Origin of the sequence: Paenibacillus camerounensis (assembly GCF_000723885.1) — a bacterium.
Classification (GTDB): Bacteria; Bacillota; Bacilli; order Paenibacillales; family Paenibacillaceae; genus Paenibacillus_AQ; species Paenibacillus_AQ camerounensis.
On the sequence record NZ_CCDG010000069.1, the window covers coordinates 1 to 21297 of the forward strand.

Consider the following 21297-nt stretch of genomic DNA (forward strand, 5'->3'; position numbering starts at 1 on the left):
TGCCTTTGATTTGGGCGCAGGTGGCTGAATGTGCGAAATGAGAGGCAAAAGTGCCTTTGATTTGGGCGCAGGTGGCTGAATGTGCGAAATGAGAGGCAAAAATGCCTTTGATTTGGGCGAAGTTGGGTGCGAGCGAGCCAGTAACTGACTCAGTCCGTGCCAATCCCATCAGCATCGCCTCCCACGCCACACAAAAAAGCGGATACCCCCACAAAGGGGAGCACCCGCTCCACTATCCACAAAGTAAATTGTTAAGCCTCCATCTTCTGCGCCGTGTAGAGCCGGTGGTAGAGACCCTTGCGTGCAAGCAGCTCTTCATGCGAGCCGCTTTCGGCGATGCCTTTGTTAGCCACGTACATAATGCGGTCGCAGTTCTTCACGGTCGACAGCCGGTGCGCGATGATGAAGGAGGTACGGCCCTTGAGCAGCTCGTTCAGCCCCTTTTGCAGCAGCCGCTCAGTCTTGGCATCGATTGAGGAGGTTGCCTCATCCAGGATGAGAATGCGCGGATCAGCCAGTAGCGTTCTGGCGAACGAGATAAGCTGCCGCTGCCCCTGCGAGAGCTTGGAGCCGCGCTCATTGACCTCGGTCATATAGCCCTGCTCGAACTCGCGGATGAATTCATCGGCGCAGACGGTTTTGGCTGCAGCGATGACCTCCTCTTCTGTAGCATCAAGCTTACCGTAACGGATGTTGTCCAGGATCGTTCCCGAGAAAATAAAGCTGTCCTGCAGCATGATACCCATCTGGCTGCGCAGCGACTTCATCGTTACCCCGGCAATATCCTCGCCGTCGATCAGAATCCGGCCGCCGGTGAGGTTGTAGAACCGGGAGATCAGATTGACGACGGTAGTTTTACCGGCCCCGGTTGGCCCAACCAGAGCGACGCTTTCGCCGGCCTTGACGTCAAAGGAGATGTTCTCCAGAATATTCAGCCCCGGATCATAAGCGAAGGTTACATCGTCGAAGGTTACCTGCCCGCGTGCCGGCGGAAGCTCTTTAGCGCCTGGCACGTCGCTGACCGTAACCGGCTCATCCAGCGTCTCGAAGATCCGCTCCAGATAAGAAACGGCATTAATAAAGCTGTTGTAAAGGTTGGACAGGTTGAGAATGGGCTGCCAGAAGCGGCCCGCGTAGCTGCTCATAGCGAGAATGACACCGAAGGTGGCATCCTGGGGACTCAGCGTCAGCAGGCCGACCAGAAAGATCAGCGTCATAACGGTCGTAGCCAGATTATCAACGGTGAACGGGATGAGTGAGTTATACCGCAGGGCTCTCATCCATTCGGTCCGGAAATTACCGGCGAGCTTGGTGAAGGTTCCCTCATTATGCTGCTCGCGTGAGAACATCTGGGTGACGCCAATCCCGCTGATGCTCTCCTGCAGGTAGGCGTTCAGATTGGAGCTCTTATTGGAGACAGCCTGCCAGGCCCGGCGCTGCTTGTTCTTGATCAGCAGCATAATGCCGAGGAATACGGGCAGCCCGGCCAGTGTTACGAATGAGAGCCGGACATCGACTGCGAACATGAAGGCTGCGATGAAGATCAGGTTCACGATTTCCAGGATAAAGTTAATAATTCCGTTGGACAGTACATCCGAAACCCCATTGACATAGTTTACAACCCGGATCAGGATTTTTCCCTGCGGACGGTCATCGTAATACTTGAACGGCAGCTCCTGCAGATGCTTGAACAGATCTGTCCGGATATCAAAAATGATATCCTGCCCGACCTTAGTCATTATACGTGAACGGATTGTTGCCAGGATAACACTGACTACAATAGTGACCAGCATTAGGGCCGACCAGCCTACCAGTGCACCCTTAGCTTTAGCCGGGATCGTCACGTCAACAACATGCTGCATGATCAGCGGTGCTGAAAGGGAAATTGCAGCCGAGAGGGCGCTCAGAATGAATGCGAGAATCATCGGTTTCTTTTTACGTCTGATATAGACCATGGCGCGCCGGAAATGCTTAATATTAAACGGCGACTCCAGATTCTCATCGACGTCGAATCTATTCCTTGCCACTCTGGCTCACCTGCCTTCCAATACCTTCGTTTTGCAGCATAAATACATCGTAGTAATAACCCCGCTTCGCCAGCAGCTCGGCATGGGTGCCTTCTTCAATCAGGCGGCCGCGGTCAATAATCAGAATACGGTCTGCTTCACAGGTGGTAGAGACCCGCTGGGCAATGATGATCTTCGTGCACGGATATTCCAGCTCACGCAGACTGCGCTGGATGTGCTCCTCCGTCTCCAGATCGACCGCAGAGGTCGTATCATCAAGAATCAGAATCGGCCGGTGCACTGCGAGTGCCCGCGCCAGCGCAATGCGCTGCTTCTGTCCGCCGGATAGACCGACGCCGCGCTCACCGACTACCGTATCGTAGCCTTCCGGCATTTTGGTAATAAAGTCGTGGGCTGCAGCCTTCCGGGCATATTCCATTGCATCCTCTTCGGGCAGATCAGGATCGCCGTAAGCAATGTTGCCGTCTATCGTATCCGAGAACAGCAGCACATCCTGTGTAGCCATCCCGATATTGCCCCGTAGCTCATCAAGCTCCAGATCGCGCACATCCACCCCGTCCACCAGCACTTTGCCTGAGGTTGCCTCATAGAAGCGGGGGATCAGGTTGATAATGGTGGTCTTGCCCGCACCGGTTGAACCCATAATAGCGACCGTTTCACCAGGCTCAACAGTAAAGCTGACATCATCGAGGACGAGAGCGCTGTCATATTTGAACCGGACGTTCTGAAATTCGATCCGGCCCTCGTACCGGCGCTTCTGCACAGGGTTATGCTCATTGGCAATCGCCGGCTTGGCATAGTAGATGTCGATGATTTTGGATAAGCTGGCAAAAAACCGCTGAATATCATTAATAATAATACCGATATTGCGCATCGGGTTCGAGATCGCCCAGATCAGTGAAGTGAAGGCTGCAAACTCCCCGAAGGTAATTCTTCCTTCCATCAGGAACAGGCCGCCGGCCAGCATCAGGATGACGTTGAACGCCTGGGCAAAGCTCTCCAGATACGGGAAGTAATCAAGCCAGACGAGTGCCGCCTTTTTGTTGGCCGCTGAATAGTTCTTATTTTTGTCTGTGAATTTTTCAATTTCAAATGCTTCGCGGGCAAATGCTTTGACGACACGATTCCCGGAGATGTTCTCTTGTGTGGTCGTATTCAGCTGGGACAGCCGTTCGCGCAGGTCAATATACATCGGGCGTACGCGCTTAGCAAATATGTAGGCCACAATGAAAATCGGCGGTGCCAGGACCAGCATCCATACGGTCAATACCGCATCAATGGTGAAAAAGTAAATGACAGCGGCTGTAAAAATCGTCACCGACTCGATAATCGTCTTAAAAATCCACGCCATCGAGTGCCGCACCATATCCAGGTCACCGGTCATTTTGGTCATAAGGTCACCGGTACGGTTGCGGTCGTAATACTCACGGTCCTGCCCCTGGATTTTGTTGTACAGATAAATACGGATGTTGTACATCATGTTCTGCGAAGAACGCTCATACTGCATCGTTGTCAGATAGGCCAGACCGGTACGCAGCAGCGAAAAGCCGATCATGCCCAGACAGAGTGCAATCAGCAGTCCGCGCTTATCAGTCAGATTCTGGGCTGCATGATCGCCGGCTATGAACGTGTCGACAATGCGCTGACTGATGTACGGGTTGACAATGGTAAGTGCGGAACCCACCACCGAGAGGCAGAGTGCCAGAATATACCTTGCCCGGTTTCCCTGCAGGTTCTGCCACAGCCACTTAAGCTCAAACATTTCATCACCTGTTTCTGTTTGTTCTGTTCACGTGTGTTTCTTATAAATGAATAAATCAGAGTGATTATAACACAATAATCAGCCGATACCCGTTAACAGCAAAATTTGTTGTTACAATCACTTGAACGGGAAAAGATACAACTTCATCATTGCAGAATTCCGGCACGAACTCCATGTGCAGATTAGTTATATTCAACTTTTACCTTGCATTTTTCAATAAGCTTATCCACTATTTAAAGGGTATTATTACCAAAAAAATGCTGACTTCGCAGCTTAATGAGTGAGGCAGACGGGGGACGATGTTTGTTGGGAGATTGGATCATCCGGAATGTGAATGACGGAGATGAAGAGACGGTAGCGGCATTTGGCTTTGCGCTGCATATGCATTACCTGTATCACGGTGACTTTGAGCAGAAGAACATGTTTCTGGCGGAAAAAGAGAACGAAGCGCTCGCAATCGCCAATTTGACTTACCATGACACGTTCCACGCAGCCGGGCACGATGATGACCCGGGCTTTATCCGCTATCTCACGGGTGAGATCAGCTTTGCCGGTGAAGAGGAGGATGAAGCTGTTAAGGACGCCCTGCTGAATGCGCTGATTGCCCGTTCGCGGGAGATTAAGGCGCAGCATCCGGAGAAACGGATTGTGCTGAATCAGTATATTGACCCTGACAATCTTGCGGAGCAGAGCTATTACCTGAAACGCGGCTTTACCATTTACGAGAGCATTGTTATTTTAAAATACGATCTCAGCCGTCCGGTTCCTGCATATCCATTGCCGGAAGAAGTGCAAATCCGCCCCTTTCTGCTGAATAATGATGAGGCCCGCGGGAAATATCATCTGGCAGAGCAGGACTCCTTCAACGGGGTAGCCTGGAGCCTTAACCATCTGGCCTGGATGCAGGGCACTCCTGAAATGGTGAACTTCTGTGCCTTCAGCGGTGATCAGTTTCTCGGCAACACCTCTACCTGGAGAGTTAGCGATAGCCATAGCGTAACGGAGAACGTGTTCGTTATTCCGCAGTGGCGCAGCCGGGGCATCGCCCGGAATCTGCTCTGTACCGCACTTGCATATCTGAAGGAGCAGGGCAAAACCGTTGCCACCCTGGGCACCTACGGTACCAATAAAAAAGCCATCCGGCTATACACTCAGCTTGGATATGAGCTGGACGGCTTCCGGCTGACGCTGGGCTACGAGATGGATTAACCTTCCGGCGGAGAATGAAACGGTAAACGGGCAGCAGGGCTGGAGTAGTACTAGACATAAGGGACTATGTCACCCGTAAACGGGCGGCATAGTCCCTTATTAAGTATCTTCCAATCGTTAAATATCAGTGCGAAGAGGAAGCTGCCGCAGCGGATGAGGCGGCGGCGACGGCAATTGCCGTCTGCTGGGCAATGACAATGTTGGTCAGGCTGGTGGAGAGCGCCGAGGCCAGGATGCCGCTTTGTACAGCTTCAATATGCTTGTAGGATACCAGGGCGGCGCTGAGCAGCAGCAGCTCCTGCTTGGTGACGGACCAGCTGCCGAAGCCCTTTTGGGTCCGCAGATAATCATGGGTATCAGAAATATCCTGGATAAGCGTCTCATCGTCTGCCGGCAGCAGGGATAGAACACCGAGGGAGGATAACGTGTATTCTCTGTCCATCCGGAGGCCTCTGCTGCGGAAGGCATCGCGCAGAGCAAGTACACGTGCAGCAGCCCCGGGCGTCTCTGCGCCCAGCGCCAGCACTTGTGTCAGCGCCTGCACACTGTTGCCTGACAGGAATTCCGGCTTCAACTCCGTATACAGCTGTTCCATCCGGGCGGCACCCTGCTCGGGCTCCAGATCCGACAGCGCGAGCATGGCGGAGAAGATATAATCATCCTGCCCGGTCAAAAACCGGTGATATTCCTTCATGCTGTCATAGAACTGGCGGGTTCTGTCAGCCATCCGCTGATGCTGGTCAAAGGCGGAATGGGCAGCAATCTGGTACGCAGCAGCGACCAGATAATCGGAGGCCCGCAGCTTGCGTTCCTTCAGCAGCTCATAAACAGCCAGAGTATCGGAGAGCTGGGTCTTCCTGTCACCTGACAGTGACAGCAGGGCAGCAATACAGACTGACAAATTGCCCCGGAACGTTGAAAAGAGGCCGGTTGAGCTCTTGATCAGCTCGCTGCTGTCACGGATAGCGTCAAGGTCCGCCGCTTTATTTTCCACTGTGTACAACAGAGCAGCCAGCCGGTTGATCTGTCCGCTTTTCCAGGCAAAAGCCTTTTTAATCTGCTGGTTATTCTGAACGAATAAATCAAGCCGTGCTGCAAAATGTTCCTTCATTGTGAGCTCCTCTCATTCATTCGCGGATAGTCCATATGAAATATTTTACTATAATTAAGATAAGGGCAGGTATAGGAATATTGGGAGAAATAACCCGGCTGCCCGGATTATGGGGGTTCTTTTTGGCGCGATATGCTAGAATAGAGGAGCTGCCGCAGGCCGCAGCAGGGAACTCAAAACGAATGGAGACATGAAATAATGAATGAATTACCGAATTGTCCGCAGTGCAGCTCAGTCTACACCTACGAGGATGGAACACAGCTGGTGTGTCCGGAATGCGGGCATGAATGGACTGCCGGGGCAGAGAACGGGAACAGCGAAGACGTTAAGGTGGTTAAGGATGCCAATGGAAATGTGCTGAGCGACGGAGACTCTGTAACGGTAATTAAGGATCTGAAGGTCAAAGGGAGCTCCTCCGTGCTGAAGATCGGGACGAAGGTAAAGAACATCCGGCTGGTGGACGGCGATCATGACATAGATTGCAAAATCGACGGCTTCGGCGCGATGAAGCTGAAATCGGAGTTTGTGCGGAAGGCATAATACGATCCGGATCGAAGATAAAGCTGCAGGTTAAACTGCGGCTTTTATTCATTTTCTGGAGTGTAATTACAAAAATATACATAAAAATAAATAAAAATGCGAAAATAAAACAGGAAATATTAGGTGAATTTAGCTTCGTTTTAACTTTGCGATTACATTTCCTTAAGGAGCTGCTTAACTGCTGCAATATGCGGAGGGCCGGGGTTATCCGGCTATATCCGCTACGCCTCACAAGGAATTAAAAGGAATTAGTGGGTTGGATAAGGATTTATTGCCGGAGCCTTGTTGATAAGCTGACATCGGGTTTTACGAAAACTTAACCAGGACTTTACCATGCATGAGTTGAACCTTCGCCGGACTAAACGTATCATTTTCCCTTGATTACAACTTTCATATGGGGGGAAAAGAAGTGAAGAAGAGGTTTATGCTGGGCAGCCGTGCGCTTACGGCAGCTATGCTCACTGCTTCATTGCTCACAGCCGGCTATGTGCCGCTGCTTCCAGCCAGTGCAGAGCCTGCAGACACAGGTAATGCCGCTGCTGAAGAAGCAATCAGTGCCGGTGCTGCAGGTAATACCGGTACATCCGGAGGCACCGGAGATGGAGCAGCAGTTCAGGTTTTGGGAGATACCGGATTGCTTTCCGCAGCAGCAGTTGGAGGTACACTAATCGCCAAGGACAGCACCTGGTCCTATCTGGATGACGGATCAGATCAGACTACGGTCTGGCGCAATGTTTATGATGACAGCTTGTGGAAGCAGGGACAGGCGCCGCTCGGTTATGCCAGTAGCGGTAAAGGACTGGATCTGAAGACCCGTATCAGCTATGGTCCTGATGCCGGCCAGAAATATGCTACAACGTATTACCGTAAGGAGTTTCAGATTGAAGACCCGTCTGCAATCACCCGTCTCGCAGCTACACTGGTACGTGATGACGGAGCTGTTGTATACCTGAACGGGCAGGAAGTCTACCGGACTAACATGCCGCAGGGTACGATCCTCTATAACACTTATGCCTCCACCGCCGTCGGCGACGAACGCCTGGATAACAACTTCACTATTGATCCTGCTCTGCTGCTGCAAGGCGCTAACGTTATTGCAGCCGAGGTACATCAGGACCGCGGTGCAAGCTCCGATACTTACTTCTCTCTAGAGCTAAATGCCTCAGCAGGGGCAGCGGCCTCCAAAGACCATGGCTTACTGGGCCAATATTACACCAATAACGACAATTTTGAGTTCGTAGATTATAAATCCACACGGATTGATTCACAAATTAATTTCAGTAATCTTGATCCGGTTCTCCAGACCTGGGCCGGACGGGCGGATGATGCCAATATCCGCTGGACAGGCCGGCTGGCAGTACCGGCATCCGGTGATTATACGTTCTACATGATAGGAGACAACGGTTTCCGGATGTGGATTGACGATAAACTGGTTGTCGATCACTGGAAGAATGACTGGGATGTCGAGCAGACCAGCAGCCCTGTAACCCTGCAGGCCGGGGCGATGTACAGCTTCAAGGTAGAGTACTTTGAGGACTTTGGCGGCTCCAATCTGTATCTGCGCTGGTCCGGCCCGGGAATCGAGAAGCAGATTGTCCCTGCGACAGCCTTCTACCTTCCGGACGGCTACAATGGCCCCGTGTTTGGCACAGTCGATTCCGGAGGCCTGAGCATAGCGCTGCAGCTCACCGGTAATCTGCAGACCGTTCCTGCAGAGCTGGCTGAGCATCTGACCATTAAAGCGGGCGACAAGGCAATTCCGGTCCGCCAGGCGGTTCAAGGAAGCAGCGCTGATCAGCTGATGCTGACGCTGGGAACCATCATTATGCCGGGACAGATTGTGAACGTCGAATATGACGGACAGGGGGGACTGAAGCTTGACGGCGATACGGCTGCGGGCAGCTTTATTTTCAGCCCGGATAATCATTCGGAAGCGGTTGATTATTCACCGGTTGCAATCGCGATGTCCTTCCTGAACGAGGCGAAAACGAACCGTTCCTTCGCCTGGTATACAAGCTATGAAAGACCGGACAGCGCACCGGCCGGAATTATGGACAGCATCGTCGAGGTTGTTCCTGCGGATCAGGGCTTTGATTCTCCGGCGAAGCAGCGTTTTACCGGTGATCCTGCCGATACCAAGGCGCTTAACCTGAAAATTACCGGCTCGACAACAGGGGCTTTTATCAGCCATAAGGCTGTTGCCAGCGGGCTTGCTCCCGGAACCGCCTATAAGTATCGTGTCGGCAGCGAGGGCAACTGGAGTGCTGAAGGCAGCTTCGTGACCGAGGGGGAAAAGGAGGATAACTACAGCTTCCTGTATATGACGGACTCCCAAGGAGCAAATACCCATGACTATGAGGTCTGGGCCGATACGCTGAAAAACGGGCTGAAGGATTATCCCGATGCTAAGTTCCTGGTGATGACGGGCGATCAGGTCGATGCCGGATCACTGGAGTCCCAATGGCTCGATTACTTCGGCAAACCGCAGAATATGCTGATGAAGCTTCCGCTGATGGCAGCTGTCGGCAATCATGAAGGACCATATAACGATAACTATTATTATCATTTTAACTATCCGAACGATTCTATAGATGATCCGCTTCCTCCGGGCAGTGTCTACTCCTTCGACTACGGCGAAGCCCATATCATGGTCATGAATACGATGGACATGGGCTGGGACGAGCGCCAGCGGAATTCCTTCAATCAGCAGATTGAGTGGCTGAAGCGGGAAGTTGCCGAGACGGACAAGAAGTGGAAGGTTGTTGCGTTCCATAAGGCGATCTATTCGCTGGGGGGACATGCGGCCGAAACCGAAATCAAAGAGCTGAGAGAAACGCTGTATCCGGTCTTCGATGAGCTTGGAATTGACGTAGTGCTGCAGGGGCATGACCATGTCTTTGTGCGCTCGAATCAAATGTACGGCAACAAGGTGGTAGACAATATCTCCAAGGATGAAAACGGGAATCCGCTTAATCCGGATGGTACGCTGTACATGATTAATAATTCCTCCGGCACGAAATTCTATGATGTTAATAAAAATGTAGACCCTTATTTTGCAGCCGTTTACGAACAGCCCAAAATGCCGATCTACTCCGGGATTAGGATGACGGAAGACAGCTTCACGATCAACTCTTATAAATCCGGTGATGCTGCTCCGTTCGACACGTACACCATTGTCCGGAAAGACAGTAAACCGAAACCGGTTGAGAAGCTTTCGGCTGCACGGGCAGAGGAGAAGGCTACGCTGCTTACTTGGGAAAGACCACAGGAGCAGAGTGCCGATGATGCTGTAAGGGGCTTCCGGATCTATGAGAAGAACGGGAAGCTGGGGATGAACTGGAACGTTTATGTTCAGGCAGTTGAGGGACAAAGTGAATACGAGCTTAAAGTGGCAGGAACGAATCCGGCTGTAGATTACGAATTCATTGTCAAGGCTGTAAACAAGCGTGACAATTCCGCAGAAGCTGCTGTCTTCACCGGCGGTGAGCGTCCTGCAGCTCCAACCCTGCCGGTTGTGGATGATGCCCGCAACACGTTTGGCTGGACTCCGGTACCGGGTTATACCCGCGCTGCTGATTATGAATACAGTGTGGACGGCGGAGAGACCTGGCAGCAAGCCGCTGCGAACCCTCAGCCTATCGGGGACGGAGAATATGCCGCAGGCAAGGTTCAGGTCCGCATCAAGGGTGATGAGACAGCCGGAACACCGGCAGGTTCAGCACTGCTCTCGGATAAACCGTTTACGCTTAATGATCATAGCGATACGTACGCGTTACAGGGAACAATCAAACGGGATAATCAGCTCAAGGTTGAGGTTTCAGTGGAGAAGCTGGCAGAATACACAGGCAGTGCCTATGTGGTGTTTGAGCTCCTGGATGGCGATACTCCGCTGCTGATCAGCGCGGTTCCGCTGAAAAGTGATACTCTCACCATGTCCCAGTATTACAACGTAAAAGGTGCGGACTACCGGGTCAAGGTATTCGTATTTGATGAATTTAACAGCGATCTTGAGGTGCCTGAGCAGCTTGCCAAGCCGGCTGAGCTTCAGTGACCAGGAAAGAGAGGAATCCGAAGGTGAAAAAAGTTGTAGCGGCTGTAATGGCCTTTATGCTCCTGTGTATCCCTGCTGCAGTTTTTGCAGCCTCATCGTTCACGCTGCAGCTTAGCGTGAACGAAGCCTTACGGGGCGGCAGCATTACGCTGTCAGGCACAACGCTTGGCCAAGCAGACCAGGTTGTTGTCAAAGTGGTCAGTCCGGCCCAGACCGTATTCTATATTGATGTTCTTACAGCGGATGGAGGAGCTTATACGAAGCGGCTGGCAATTCCGGACAGTCAGGTGCTGGCTCCCTCCGGCAGCTATACCGTAATTGCCGGCAGCGGCGGAACGACGCTTACGCAGACCTTCACTATTCCGGGCGGAGATCCGGGTACGGGAACGCCAACACCAACACCAACACCAACCCCGGCACCGACAGCTACGCCTGGCCCTGCCTTGCCGGGCGGAACAGGCGGCGTACCGGCCTCACCGGCCGCAGCCGTTATTCCTGCCGGTGCCGGCGAAGCCAATGGTGCCACCGTCAAGCCGGAGGCGGCTGAAGGCGGACGTTATCAGGTAGGTGCAGATACATTAACGCAGGCCATGCAGCAGGCTGCGGGCAGCATTACAGTTGAGCTTCCGGCAACAGCAGGCGAGACGTCTGTGACGCTTGAGCTCCCGGCGAAATCAGTGGAGCAGATGAACACAGGCAGCACCGCTCTTGTATTGACAGACGGGGTAAGAACCATCTCTTTCCCGGCAGATTCAATTAAGCTGTCGGGAGATGATCAGACCCGTCTGCGGATTACGCTGGGAGCCGTATGGAATGCGGATGCGCAAGCATTAGTTACCCGTGCTACCGGGAGTGATGCCGCATATGCCCCGACTGGAGTTCTGCTCTCGCTTACTATTCAATCGGTTAACGGCAGTAATACTTCCGGCATTCATCAGCTGGGGCAACAGGCCCAGGTCAGTCTGAAGCTGACACCTGCCCAGCAGGCAGCCATGAATACAGAGCTTGCCGGCATCTATTATCTGAACGGCAACAGTGCTGAATATATGCCTGGAACCATTACAGGCGGAACAGTAACCTTCAAGACCGGACATTTCTCCACGTATGCACTGCTGGTCTACGACAAGAGCTTTTCGGATCTGTCAGGACACTGGGCTGAACCGGCAGTGAAGCTGCTTGCCGCGAAGCAGCTGGTGAACGGTGTGGATGCACAGCATTACGAGCCGGGACGCGGCATTACCCGCGCGGAATTCGTTGCATTGCTGATGCGTGCCGTAGAACGTACGGGCAGTGTGCCTTCAACGGTTGCTCAGGCACCGTTCAGTGACGTGCCGTCAAGCAGTTACTACGCGCAGCAGGCGGCTGAAGCGGCGGCAATGGGTATTATGAACGGCTATGACGGGGCATTCCGTCCGGGCGACCGTATTACCCGCGAAGAAGCGGCGGTAGCGCTGGTCCATGCAGCCAAGCATTTCAGCCTGCCGGCCGGCAGCCAGTCCAATCCGGCTTATGCTGATGCACAGCAGATTTCTTCCTGGGCTGCAGCCAGTGTGGCTGAGGCAGGAGCGAACGGGCTGATGCAGGGAGACGGCACAAGGTTCCAGCCGAGGAAGCAGGTAACCCGTGCTGAAGTGGCTGCTATGGTCAGCCGTCTGGTTCAAGCCGGCTCTTCTTTATAAGATGAAAGCGAGGGAAATGAAGCTCATGCGTAAACAACTGTTCGCCATTCTGATGTCGGTCCTGATGCTGCTCGGGCTGCTGGATTCCGTGACTGCTATTACAGTCACGGCGTCCGCCGCTGACGCCGGAATTGAGGTGTATCCGACAAGGAATGTTGCACTGAATGCAAAGGTGGCCGCTTCAGGACAAGCTAATATTAATGAACGGGCGGAATTTGCGGTAGACGGCAAACTGGATACGAAGTGGTGCGACAATACAGCCGCCAAGATCAAGTGGATGACGCTTGATCTCGGCAAGCAGTATACAATTAATGAATGGAAGGTATATAACGCAGCCATTAATGAAGGCTCGAACAGCCCGTTCTGGAACACACAGAATTTCCGGCTGCAGAAAAGTGATGACGGTGTGACCTGGACTGATGTTGATGTCGTACAGGGCAACGTACAGACGGTTGTTGACCGTTATCTGCCTGAGCCGGTAACCGCACAATATCTCCGTTTCTACGTCAGTAAAGGCGCAGCCGGGGATAATACGGTCCGCCTGTATGAGCTGGAGATCTATGGAGTGGATACCGGCAAATACCCTGCATATCCGGCGGTGAATCTGGATCCGGCTGATTATGTCGATCCGTTTATTAACACCCTGGGTGACAACGGCCAGACGAATCCCGGTCCGTCGATGCCGTTCGGCCTGGTCTCTGTGGGACCGGACAGCGATGGCGGGGCATTCAGCGGATATTATTATCAGGACAAATACCTCAAGGGCTTCTCTCAGGTGCGGTTCAGCGGCGCAGGCTGCAGCGGTGCGGGCGGTAACATTCTGATGATGCCGCAGACCGGCTCTTTTACAAAGAACGTAAATGAATATAAGCAGAAGTACGATAAGAGCAGCGAGCAGGCCTCCGCAGGCTACTACGGAGTCACGCTGGCCTCGGGAGTGGGAGTGGAGCTGACAGCTTCCGATAATGTAGGGTTCCACCGCTATACCTTCCCGGCTGCTGCCAACACGGGCTCAGTACTGGTTGATCTTTCCAATTCGTACGCAGGCATGCTGGATGCGAATCTTAAGGTTGAGAGCAACAATGAGATTACAGGCATGGTCCAATCCAAAAATGTTTGCGGTAACGGATACTATAAGCTCTACTATTCCATCCAGTTTGACCATGATTTTGACTCTTACACCTCCTGGGAGGGCAACACCACCGGATCAGCTGCTGTCCGCAGCGGCGCCAACAGCGGTGTATCGGTCAACTTCAATACAGCTTCCGATAAAGTGATCCAGGCCAAGGTTGGCCTGTCGGCGGTAAGTGTGGAGCAGGCCAGAGCCGAAGCGAAGCAGGATATTGCAGACTGGGATTTCGATGCCCAGCAGGCCAAGATCCGCGCCGCCTGGAGCGATATTCTGGGCAAGGTGGAAATTAAGGACGCAGATGAAGAGAACAAGAAAGTCTTTTATACCCAGATGTACCATACGTACCTGCATCCGAAGAATGTGACCAGCTCTGCCGGTACGTTCAAGGCCGGCAGAGCCGAGAGCACGGTACGTCAGGCATCCGAGCTTGGGGATGATTTTGAATACTATAACGGCTGGGCGACCTGGGATGATTTCCGCAAATATGCCCTATTCTCCGTGCTGGAGCCGAAAAAGTACAACAATATGGTGAAGTCGCTGGTTGATCTGTACTCAACAAGAGGAACCTACACCCAGTGGGGAGACGGCTACTGGCCGAGCCCGACAGTCCGTAACGAGTTCAACGGAGCTGTTATTCTGGATGCCTATGCCAAAGGCTTCGCTGACTATGATGCGTATACGGCGCTTAAGGGAATGGCTGTGGATGCTGATAACTTCTCAATCTCTGACGGCGAAATTTCCGGCAAGCTGGAGAAGGCGAAGAGCGCCTACTTCCCGATGAAGCTGGCAGCGCTGCTTGGGGATAAGAGCACTTATGATAAATATAAGAAGCTTGCACTGTCTTACCAGAAGCTGTGGAATGCGAACCAGGTTGATGAGAACGGCGTAAAGACCGGATTCTTCACCCCGAATGGTACCACGGTAGCCAAAAATGATGTTACTGCTGTGGATAAGTACGCTTATCAGGGCAATCTCTGGACATACCGCTGGTCTGCAACACAGGACATGAATGGTCTGGCTAAGCTGATGGGCGGCAAGACGGAAATGGCCAAGCAGCTGCAGGACTTTTTTGCCAGAAATGAATACATGGCGATTAATGAGCCGGATATTGATGTGCCATATCTGTTCAACTATCTTGGTTATCCATATCTGACCCAGTATTACGCCAGAGAATATACAACTGAGGTTGTTACCCAGAAGTACCACAACCACGGTTTATATGCCTATCCGATTCAATCGCGTGTCTATCGCGCTGATCCCGAGGGTTATCTGCCTTCGATGGATGATGATGCAGGCGGGATGTCCTCCTGGTTTGTGTACAGTGCGATGGGATTGTTCCCTGGCAACCCGGGCGATGCCAATTTCCTGATCGGCTCGCCGATTTTCTCGGAGCTGACGCTGCATCTGGACGGGGGCAAGACGTTCACCATCAAGGCTGACAATGTCTCTCCGGAGAACCGTTTTATTCAGTCAGCAGAGCTGAACGGCCAAACGTTCGACCAGGCCTGGATCAGCTATGCCGATGTGATGAACGGCGGTACGCTGGAATTCAATATGGCCGGCGAGCCGAATTACGCCTGGGGCGCTTCAGCCGCAGCTGCCCCGCCTACAGTGGATTATGATGCGGACATTGAGAATACACTCGCGCGTACCGCACTGATCAGTGCAGGCTCAGAATGGAAATATTATGACAAAGGCAAAGCGCCTGGCAGCGGCTGGACAGGAGCTGATTTTAATGACAGCGGCTGGTCTTCCGGACAGGCTCCTCTCGGATATGATAACAAGGGCTATGCCAAGACGGTTACGGGTTACGGTCCTGATGCAGGCAAAAAATATACAACAACGTATTTCCGCACCACCTTCGAAGCGGCGGATCTTAAGGATATCCTGGAGCTGGATGCCGGCCTGATCCGCGATGACGGCGCTGTGGTATACCTGAACGGCCATGAGATTATCCGGACGAACATGCCGGATGGGGCTGTGGCCTATGAGACCAATGCCAATGCTACAGTAGGCGATGAGCGGGACTGGAACCGTTACGAGATTGATCCGGCTTATCTGAAGGAAGGAATCAATGTGCTTGCTGCAGAGGTGCATCAGGTGAACTTCACCAGCTCGGACATTGCCTTTGACTTCAGCCTGGAGACGATCCGCGAGATGGTGAAGCCGAAAGCACCGACGGCTCCGGCGGTTGATGATAAGGCTAATACTTTTGGCTGGACTCCGGTACCGGGCTTTGACAACCCGTCTGATTACGAGATCAGCACCGATAACGGCGCAAGCTGGAAGACAGCTGATGCTAATCCGCAGGTTGTAGGCCCGCAGGCTTTTGCTGCAGGTGCGGTACAGGTGCGTATCAAGGCAAGTGAAGCACGGAATGTTACTGCAGGCGAAGCACTGCTGTCGGATGCTCCGTATACCTCTGATATTCTGTGGGATGTATACGATCTGAAGGCAGATGTGAAGCGTACCGGCAATATGACTGTAGATGTTTCAGGCACATTGAAGGGAAGCTATTCCGACTCGGCTGTCGCTGTAATCCAGCTGATGGACGGGAACCGGCAGGCACTGCTCTCAAGTGCAATTCCGGTACAGGCCGGCGGCTTTGAGCTGACGCAGGGCTTCGGCGTTAATGCCGGCAATTATCAGGTCAATGTCTACCTGGTCGACAATTACAACGGGAATATCTACGATTCCCTGTGGCTGGCTGAACCGGTCGAATCCCAGCCGGAGCCTGTCCCGCAGAATCCGGGTCAACCGGGTAATCCGGGCGGACCTGGCGGCGAACAGCCTGGCGGTGAAGAACCGCTTCCCGAGCCGCTTCCGGTACCGGTCAAGAACCCGGTTGTACCTGACCCGGCGGAAGAACCGGAACCTCCGGTGGTCGATAACCGCATCGTTGAGTTTGAGAGCCGCACTGCCTGGTCTGATGCGGTGAACACCTTTAATAACGGCAAGCTCAAGACAGAAACCGGCAATAACGGAACGGTTGTAGGCAATACCTTTACCGGTGCCTGGCTGTCCTTTGCGGATATCGACTTCGGAAATGAGGGTGCCAACAAGATAACGGTTGAATACAATGCCAACTCCGACCGGACTCCGGCGGATTCCGAGCTGGAGCTGCGGCTCGGGGCGGCAGACGGTGAGCTTCTTGGTACCGTAGCCCTGAAGAATACGGGAGCTGGCTGGGCGCAGTATGCAACAGCAGAGGGCGTATTGAACCGGACACTGACCGGCAAACAGACCTTGTTCGCTGTGCTGAAGGGAACTACAGACAGCGCGCGTCCATATGTGGCCAATCTGGACCGGTTCATCTGGAGCTATCAGGCGATCCGGACCGATTATGCCAAGCTGGAGCTGGAGAATTATGATGCCTGGTCGACGGACAACAATCCCGCTAACGGCGGGCCGCTGAAGACCGAAGGCGGAAAAAGCGGCAAGCAGGTTGCGAATACGTTCAGCGGCGCATGGCTGGCTTACAAGTCAATGAACTTCGGCAGCGCAGGTGTAAACCAGTGGTCAGTGGAATATTCGGGCAATTCGACGAATACCGCTGCAGACTCTTCCGTCGAGCTCCGGCTTGGCGGGGTTAATGGCGAACTGGTAGGCACACTGGCAACCCCGCCGACCGCAGGCTCGTGGGGAACGTATAAAACAGTGTCAGGAGATCTGAGCAAGACGCTGGCCGGAATGCAGGATCTTTATCTGGTATTCAAAGGCTCTAACGACTCAACCTTTAAGTACATCGGCAATTTCGACAATGCCTCCTTCTCACTGGTGGCGGCTGAACCGGATGTGACTGTAGAATTTGAGGACCGGACGGCCTGGTCGGATGCGAAGAATACCTTCAATAACAATCCGCTCAAAACAGAGAACAATAACGGCGGAAAGACAGTCGGCAACACGTTTACAGGTGCCTGGCTGACCTTTGAAAATGTCGATTTTGGCGCCCAGGGCAAAAACTACGTGTCCTTTGTGTACGATGCGCCCACCAACCGTGTACCGGCAGACGTGACGGCTGAAATCCGCCTCGGCGGTAAAGACGGCACAGTCATTGCTACAGTGAATCTCCCTAACACAGGCGGAGCCTGGGGCAGCTACAAAACAGCAGGTGCAGCATTGAGTCAAAGGCTGACCGGCAAGCAGAACCTCTACGTATCGTTTAAGGGTTCAACTACATCCAGCCTGCTGTATGTAGGCAATCTGGATAAGATGTCTTTTGCGAAAAAATAATATTAAAGCCGTTAAGGACCCATGGGATTATACTCTCCCGTGGGTCTTTGCCGTCCGCTCAGGCTCTAATGTTCTATTTATGATAAACTGGAAGGTAAAGGCGTTGCTAAAGGGAAACAGGAGGATGAGGAATGAGTTTTGTTGCTGTAAAGAATGAATACAAGCGCTACAAGATGGGCGAGACGATGATTATTGCCAACGATGGAATCGATTTTGAGATTAATAAAGGTGAATTTGCGGTCATTGTCGGTCCCAGCGGTGCGGGCAAATCGACTGTGCTCAATATTCTGGGCGGCATGGATTCGGCTGATGAAGGCCAGGTTATTGTGGATGGTACCGATATTGCCAAATTTAACAGTAAGCAGCTGACCGGCTACCGGCGTAATGACGTGGGCTTTGTGTTCCAGTTCTACAACCTCGTTCCCAATCTGACCACACTGGAAAATGTCGAGCTGGCCTCGCAGATCTCCCCGCGTGCGCTGGATGCACGCAAAGTGCTTGAGGATGTAGGCTTAGGGGAGCGGCTGAACAATTTCCCGGCCCAGCTGTCCGGCGGGGAACAGCAGCGTGTTGCGATTGCCCGGGCGCTTGCGAAGCAGCCGAAGCTGCTGCTCTGCGACGAGCCGACTGGAGCACTGGATTACAACACCGGCAAGCAGGTGCTGAAGCTTTTGCAGGATACCTGCCGGAACACCGGAACAACCGTCATCGTCATTACGCATAATCTGGCGATTGCGCCGATGGCTGACCGGGTGATTGAAATCAATAACGCCAAGGTACGGAAGATGGTTGTTAATCCTGCGCCGGTATCCGTCGACGATATCGAATGGTAAGGAGCAGACAACGATGACGAAACGGGCATTATGGAAGGATACTTTCCGCGAGATCGGGCATACCAAAGCCCGCTTTATTTCGATTTTTGCGATTATTATGCTGGGCGTCTGCTTCTTCTCGGGGATTAAGGCTGCCGGACCGGATATGCTGGATACCGCAGGGACCTTTTTCGAGGAAAAGCAGCTGATGGACTTGAAGGTGCAGAGCACCCTCGGCCTGACAGAGGATGAGCTTATGCTGCTGAAGGCCGTCCCGGGGGTTGCCGGGCTGCAGCCGGGTTATAGTGCGGATGTGTTCGCCGGTGATAACGGGACGCTCCTTAAAGTGTTCTCGTACAATCCGGACCAAGCGCTTAACCGGTACCGCCTGATGGACGGGCGCCTGCCGGAGCAATCCGGGGAGATTGTGCTGGATGACTTGCTGGCCGTGGAGTATGCGCTGGGCGATAAGATAGTGTTCACCGGGAACGGTACAGAGGCGGGCCTCTCAGCAAGCTTCGAGACGCCGGAGTATACCGTTGTCGGATTCGTCCGCAGTCCGCAGTTCATTGAAAAAAGCAACCGCGGCACGAGCACAATCGGCAAAGGCACTACAGATGCATTCGCCGTCATTTCAGAGGCGGATTTCAAGCTGCCGGTATACACGGAAGCGTATCTGTCTTTCGGGGATACTGCCGGGGTTAAGGCGTACAGTGCGGAGTATGAAACGCTGCTGGAACAGCATACGGAGGCAGTGGAGCAGGCGATGGCAGGTGTGCCGGAAGCGCGGCTCTCCGAGCTGCGCGCTGAAGGGGAAGCGGAGCTTGCCAAGGGGCGTGCGGAGCTGGAAGCAGCCGAGCAGCAGCTCGCGCAGGCGGCCGGCCAGCTGACGGAAGAGCAGCGGCAGGCCCAGGCGGGAGCAGGCAGCGGAGCGGCTGAGCAGCTGGAAGCAGCCAGGGAAGAGCTGGCTGAAGGAGAAGCGCAGCTGGCGGCGCTGACGCTGCCGAAGATCTATGTCACGGACCGGAATGCCAATCCGGGATATGCCGAGTATAAAGACAACGCCGACCGGCTGTCGGCGATTGCCAGCGTGTTCCCGGTGTTCTTTTTCCTGATTGCGGCGCTGGTCAGTTTGACAACCATGACGCGGATGGTCGAGGAGCACCGGCTGCAGATCGGTACACTGAAGGCGCTCGGCTACGGCAACCGTGACATTATGGCCAAGTTCCTGGTCTACGGCACGCTCGCCAGTCTGGCGGGAGCTGCAGTCGGCTTAGCTGTAGGGTTCACCCTGCTGCCGGCCATTATATTTGATGCCTACAGCTCGCTGTATAATCTGCCGGATCTGATTAAGAGCTTCTATCCGTCGTATTCAATTATTTCTATTATAGTAGCGCTGGTCTGCACCACCCTTACAGCCTGGTTCGCTGCCCGGGTGGAGCTGCGGGGCAACGCTGCCGTCCTGATGCGTCCCAAAGCGCCGAAGAGCGGCCAGCGTATCCTCCTTGAGCGGATCACCTTTGTCTGGAAAAGGCTGAGCTTTGTCCAGAAGGTGACAGCCCGCAATCTGTTCCGCTATAAGCAGCGGATGTTCATGACGGTATTCGGTGTGGCAGGCTGTACGGCGCTGATTCTGACCGGCTTCGGGCTCAAGGATTCCATCGGCAGCATCGCACCGAAGCAGTTCGGTGTCATCATGAAATACGATGCACTGGTAGCCTTGCAGACGGACGCCACAGCGGAAGCGCAGCAGTCCTATGAACAGCTGATCAGCGGTGAACCGGCTATTGCCGGTACACTGGATGTAGCCCAGGAGACGATGACCGCACGGGCCAGCGGTGTTAACGATCAGGATGTGTACCTGTTTGTACCGGAAGCTGCTGATTCGCTGTCTGATTATGTATCACTGCAGGATCGCAGCACCGGCGAAGCCCGGAAGCTTACGGATGAGGGGGTTATTATCTCCGAGAAGCTGGCTAAGCTGTACGGGCTCAAAGCGGGAGATACCCTGACCCTGGCGGACAGCAAAAATGAGCCGTTCGGGCTTCTCGTCACAGGAATCACCGAAAATTACGTAATGCATTATGCTTATATGACCCCGGCGTACTACACCTCCGTATTCGGGAAGGAGCCGGTATTCAACACCTCTCTGCTGAACTATAATGCACCGGACAGTGCCTGGGAGGAGCAATTCGGTGAACGGCTAACCGCTAACGGGCGTGTAGCCGCAGTCAGCTTCTCGAGCAGCGTCGGAACTGCCTTTGACGATACGATGAAAAGCATGGATGTAGTCACGCTGGTACTGATTGTGTCCGCAGCGGCATTGGCCTTTGTTGTCCTCTATAATCTGACCAACATTAACGTGTCTGAGCGGATCCGCGAGCTGTCGACCATCAAGGTGCTGGGCTTCTACGATAATGAGGTGACAATGTACATTTACCGGGAAAATATTCTCCTGACCCTGCTCGGCATCGCCGCCGGTTCGGGCCTCGGCATTGTACTGCACAGCTTCGTCCTGCAGACGGCCGAGCTGGATGCGACGATGTTCGCTCCGGTTATTGAGTGGCCGAGCTACATTTATGCGGCGGTGTTGACTATGCTATTCTCAGGCATTGTTATGGCCTTCATGCATATCAAGCTCAAACGGATTCATATGATTGAGGCGCTGAAGTCAGTGGAATAGGCTGTCGGTGGAATAGGCAGTCAGTAGAATAGGCTGTCGGTGGAATAGGCTGTCAGTG

General features: G+C 53.4%; 10 protein-coding genes. 7 read left to right on the forward strand and 3 right to left on the reverse strand.

Annotated features, from left to right (window positions below; all coding sequences use genetic code 11):
- Positions 1-251: 251 nt before the first annotated feature.
- The gene (locus tag BN3772_RS23840) at positions 252-2027 is read right to left on the reverse strand and encodes an ABC transporter ATP-binding protein (RefSeq protein ID WP_042172889.1); all 1776 of its coding nucleotides are present in this window, start codon (positions 2025-2027) and stop codon (positions 252-254) included.
- The gene (locus tag BN3772_RS23845) at positions 2014-3789 is read right to left on the reverse strand and encodes an ABC transporter ATP-binding protein (RefSeq protein ID WP_042202796.1); all 1776 of its coding nucleotides are present in this window, start codon (positions 3787-3789) and stop codon (positions 2014-2016) included. Before BN3772_RS23845 ends, BN3772_RS23840 begins: the two co-directional genes overlap by 14 nt.
- Positions 3790-4095: 306 nt before the next feature.
- On the opposite strand from BN3772_RS23845, the gene BN3772_RS23850 reads away from it, so the two are divergent.
- The gene (locus BN3772_RS23850) at positions 4096-4998 is read left to right on the forward strand and encodes a GNAT family N-acetyltransferase (RefSeq protein ID WP_042202797.1); all 903 of its coding nucleotides are present in this window, start codon (positions 4096-4098) and stop codon (positions 4996-4998) included.
- A gap of 124 nt (positions 4999-5122) precedes the next feature.
- Here the strand turns inward: BN3772_RS23850 and BN3772_RS23855 are convergent, their stop codons facing one another.
- Positions 5123-6109, reverse strand: a complete 987-nt coding sequence (locus BN3772_RS23855) for a DUF4003 family protein (RefSeq protein ID WP_042202798.1) — start codon at positions 6107-6109, stop codon at positions 5123-5125.
- Positions 6110-6307: 198 nt separating this feature from the next.
- On the opposite strand from BN3772_RS23855, the gene BN3772_RS23860 reads away from it, so the two are divergent.
- From BN3772_RS23860 to BN3772_RS23885, 6 genes are all read left to right on the forward strand, one after another.
- Positions 6308-6649: a zinc ribbon domain-containing protein YjdM gene (locus BN3772_RS23860; protein WP_042172895.1), complete on the forward strand. Its 342-nt coding sequence runs from the start codon at positions 6308-6310 to the stop codon at positions 6647-6649.
- 409 nt (positions 6650-7058) lie between these two features.
- Positions 7059-10700: a PA14 domain-containing protein gene (locus BN3772_RS23865; RefSeq protein WP_052380669.1), complete on the forward strand. Its 3642-nt coding sequence runs from the start codon at positions 7059-7061 to the stop codon at positions 10698-10700.
- A 23-nt stretch (positions 10701-10723) separates the two neighbouring features.
- Positions 10724-12379 (forward strand): S-layer homology domain-containing protein, encoded by a 1656-nt coding sequence (locus BN3772_RS23870; RefSeq protein WP_042202799.1) that lies wholly within the window; start codon positions 10724-10726, stop codon positions 12377-12379.
- On the forward strand, positions 12324-17744 hold the full coding sequence (locus BN3772_RS23875; RefSeq protein ID WP_244444824.1) for a GH92 family glycosyl hydrolase: 5421 nt from the start codon (positions 12324-12326) through the stop codon (positions 17742-17744). Before BN3772_RS23870 ends, BN3772_RS23875 begins: the two co-directional genes overlap by 56 nt.
- Before the next feature lie 131 nt (positions 17745-17875).
- Positions 17876-18577, forward strand: coding sequence for an ABC transporter ATP-binding protein (locus tag BN3772_RS23880; protein ID WP_042172897.1), 702 nt, complete (start codon positions 17876-17878; stop codon positions 18575-18577).
- Between the two features lie 13 nt (positions 18578-18590).
- The gene (locus BN3772_RS23885; protein ID WP_042202800.1) at positions 18591-21239 is read left to right on the forward strand and encodes an FtsX-like permease family protein; all 2649 of its coding nucleotides are present in this window, start codon (positions 18591-18593) and stop codon (positions 21237-21239) included.
- Positions 21240-21297 lie beyond the last annotated feature (58 nt).

What these genes read in the sequence shown, in the direction of transcription:
- BN3772_RS23845 (WP_042202796.1), bottom strand. Translation starts at nt 3,789, where the DNA reads ATGTTTGAGCTTAAGTGGCTGTGGCAGAACCTGCAGGGAAACCGGGCA.
- BN3772_RS23855 (WP_042202798.1), bottom strand. Translation starts at nt 6,109, where the DNA reads ATGAAGGAACATTTTGCAGCACGGCTTGATTTATTCGTTCAGAATAAC.
- BN3772_RS23860 (WP_042172895.1), top strand. Translation starts at nt 6,308, where the DNA reads ATGAATGAATTACCGAATTGTCCGCAGTGCAGCTCAGTCTACACCTAC.
- BN3772_RS23880 (WP_042172897.1), top strand. Translation starts at nt 17,876, where the DNA reads ATGAGTTTTGTTGCTGTAAAGAATGAATACAAGCGCTACAAGATGGGC.
- BN3772_RS23885 (WP_042202800.1), top strand. Translation starts at nt 18,591, where the DNA reads ATGACGAAACGGGCATTATGGAAGGATACTTTCCGCGAGATCGGGCAT.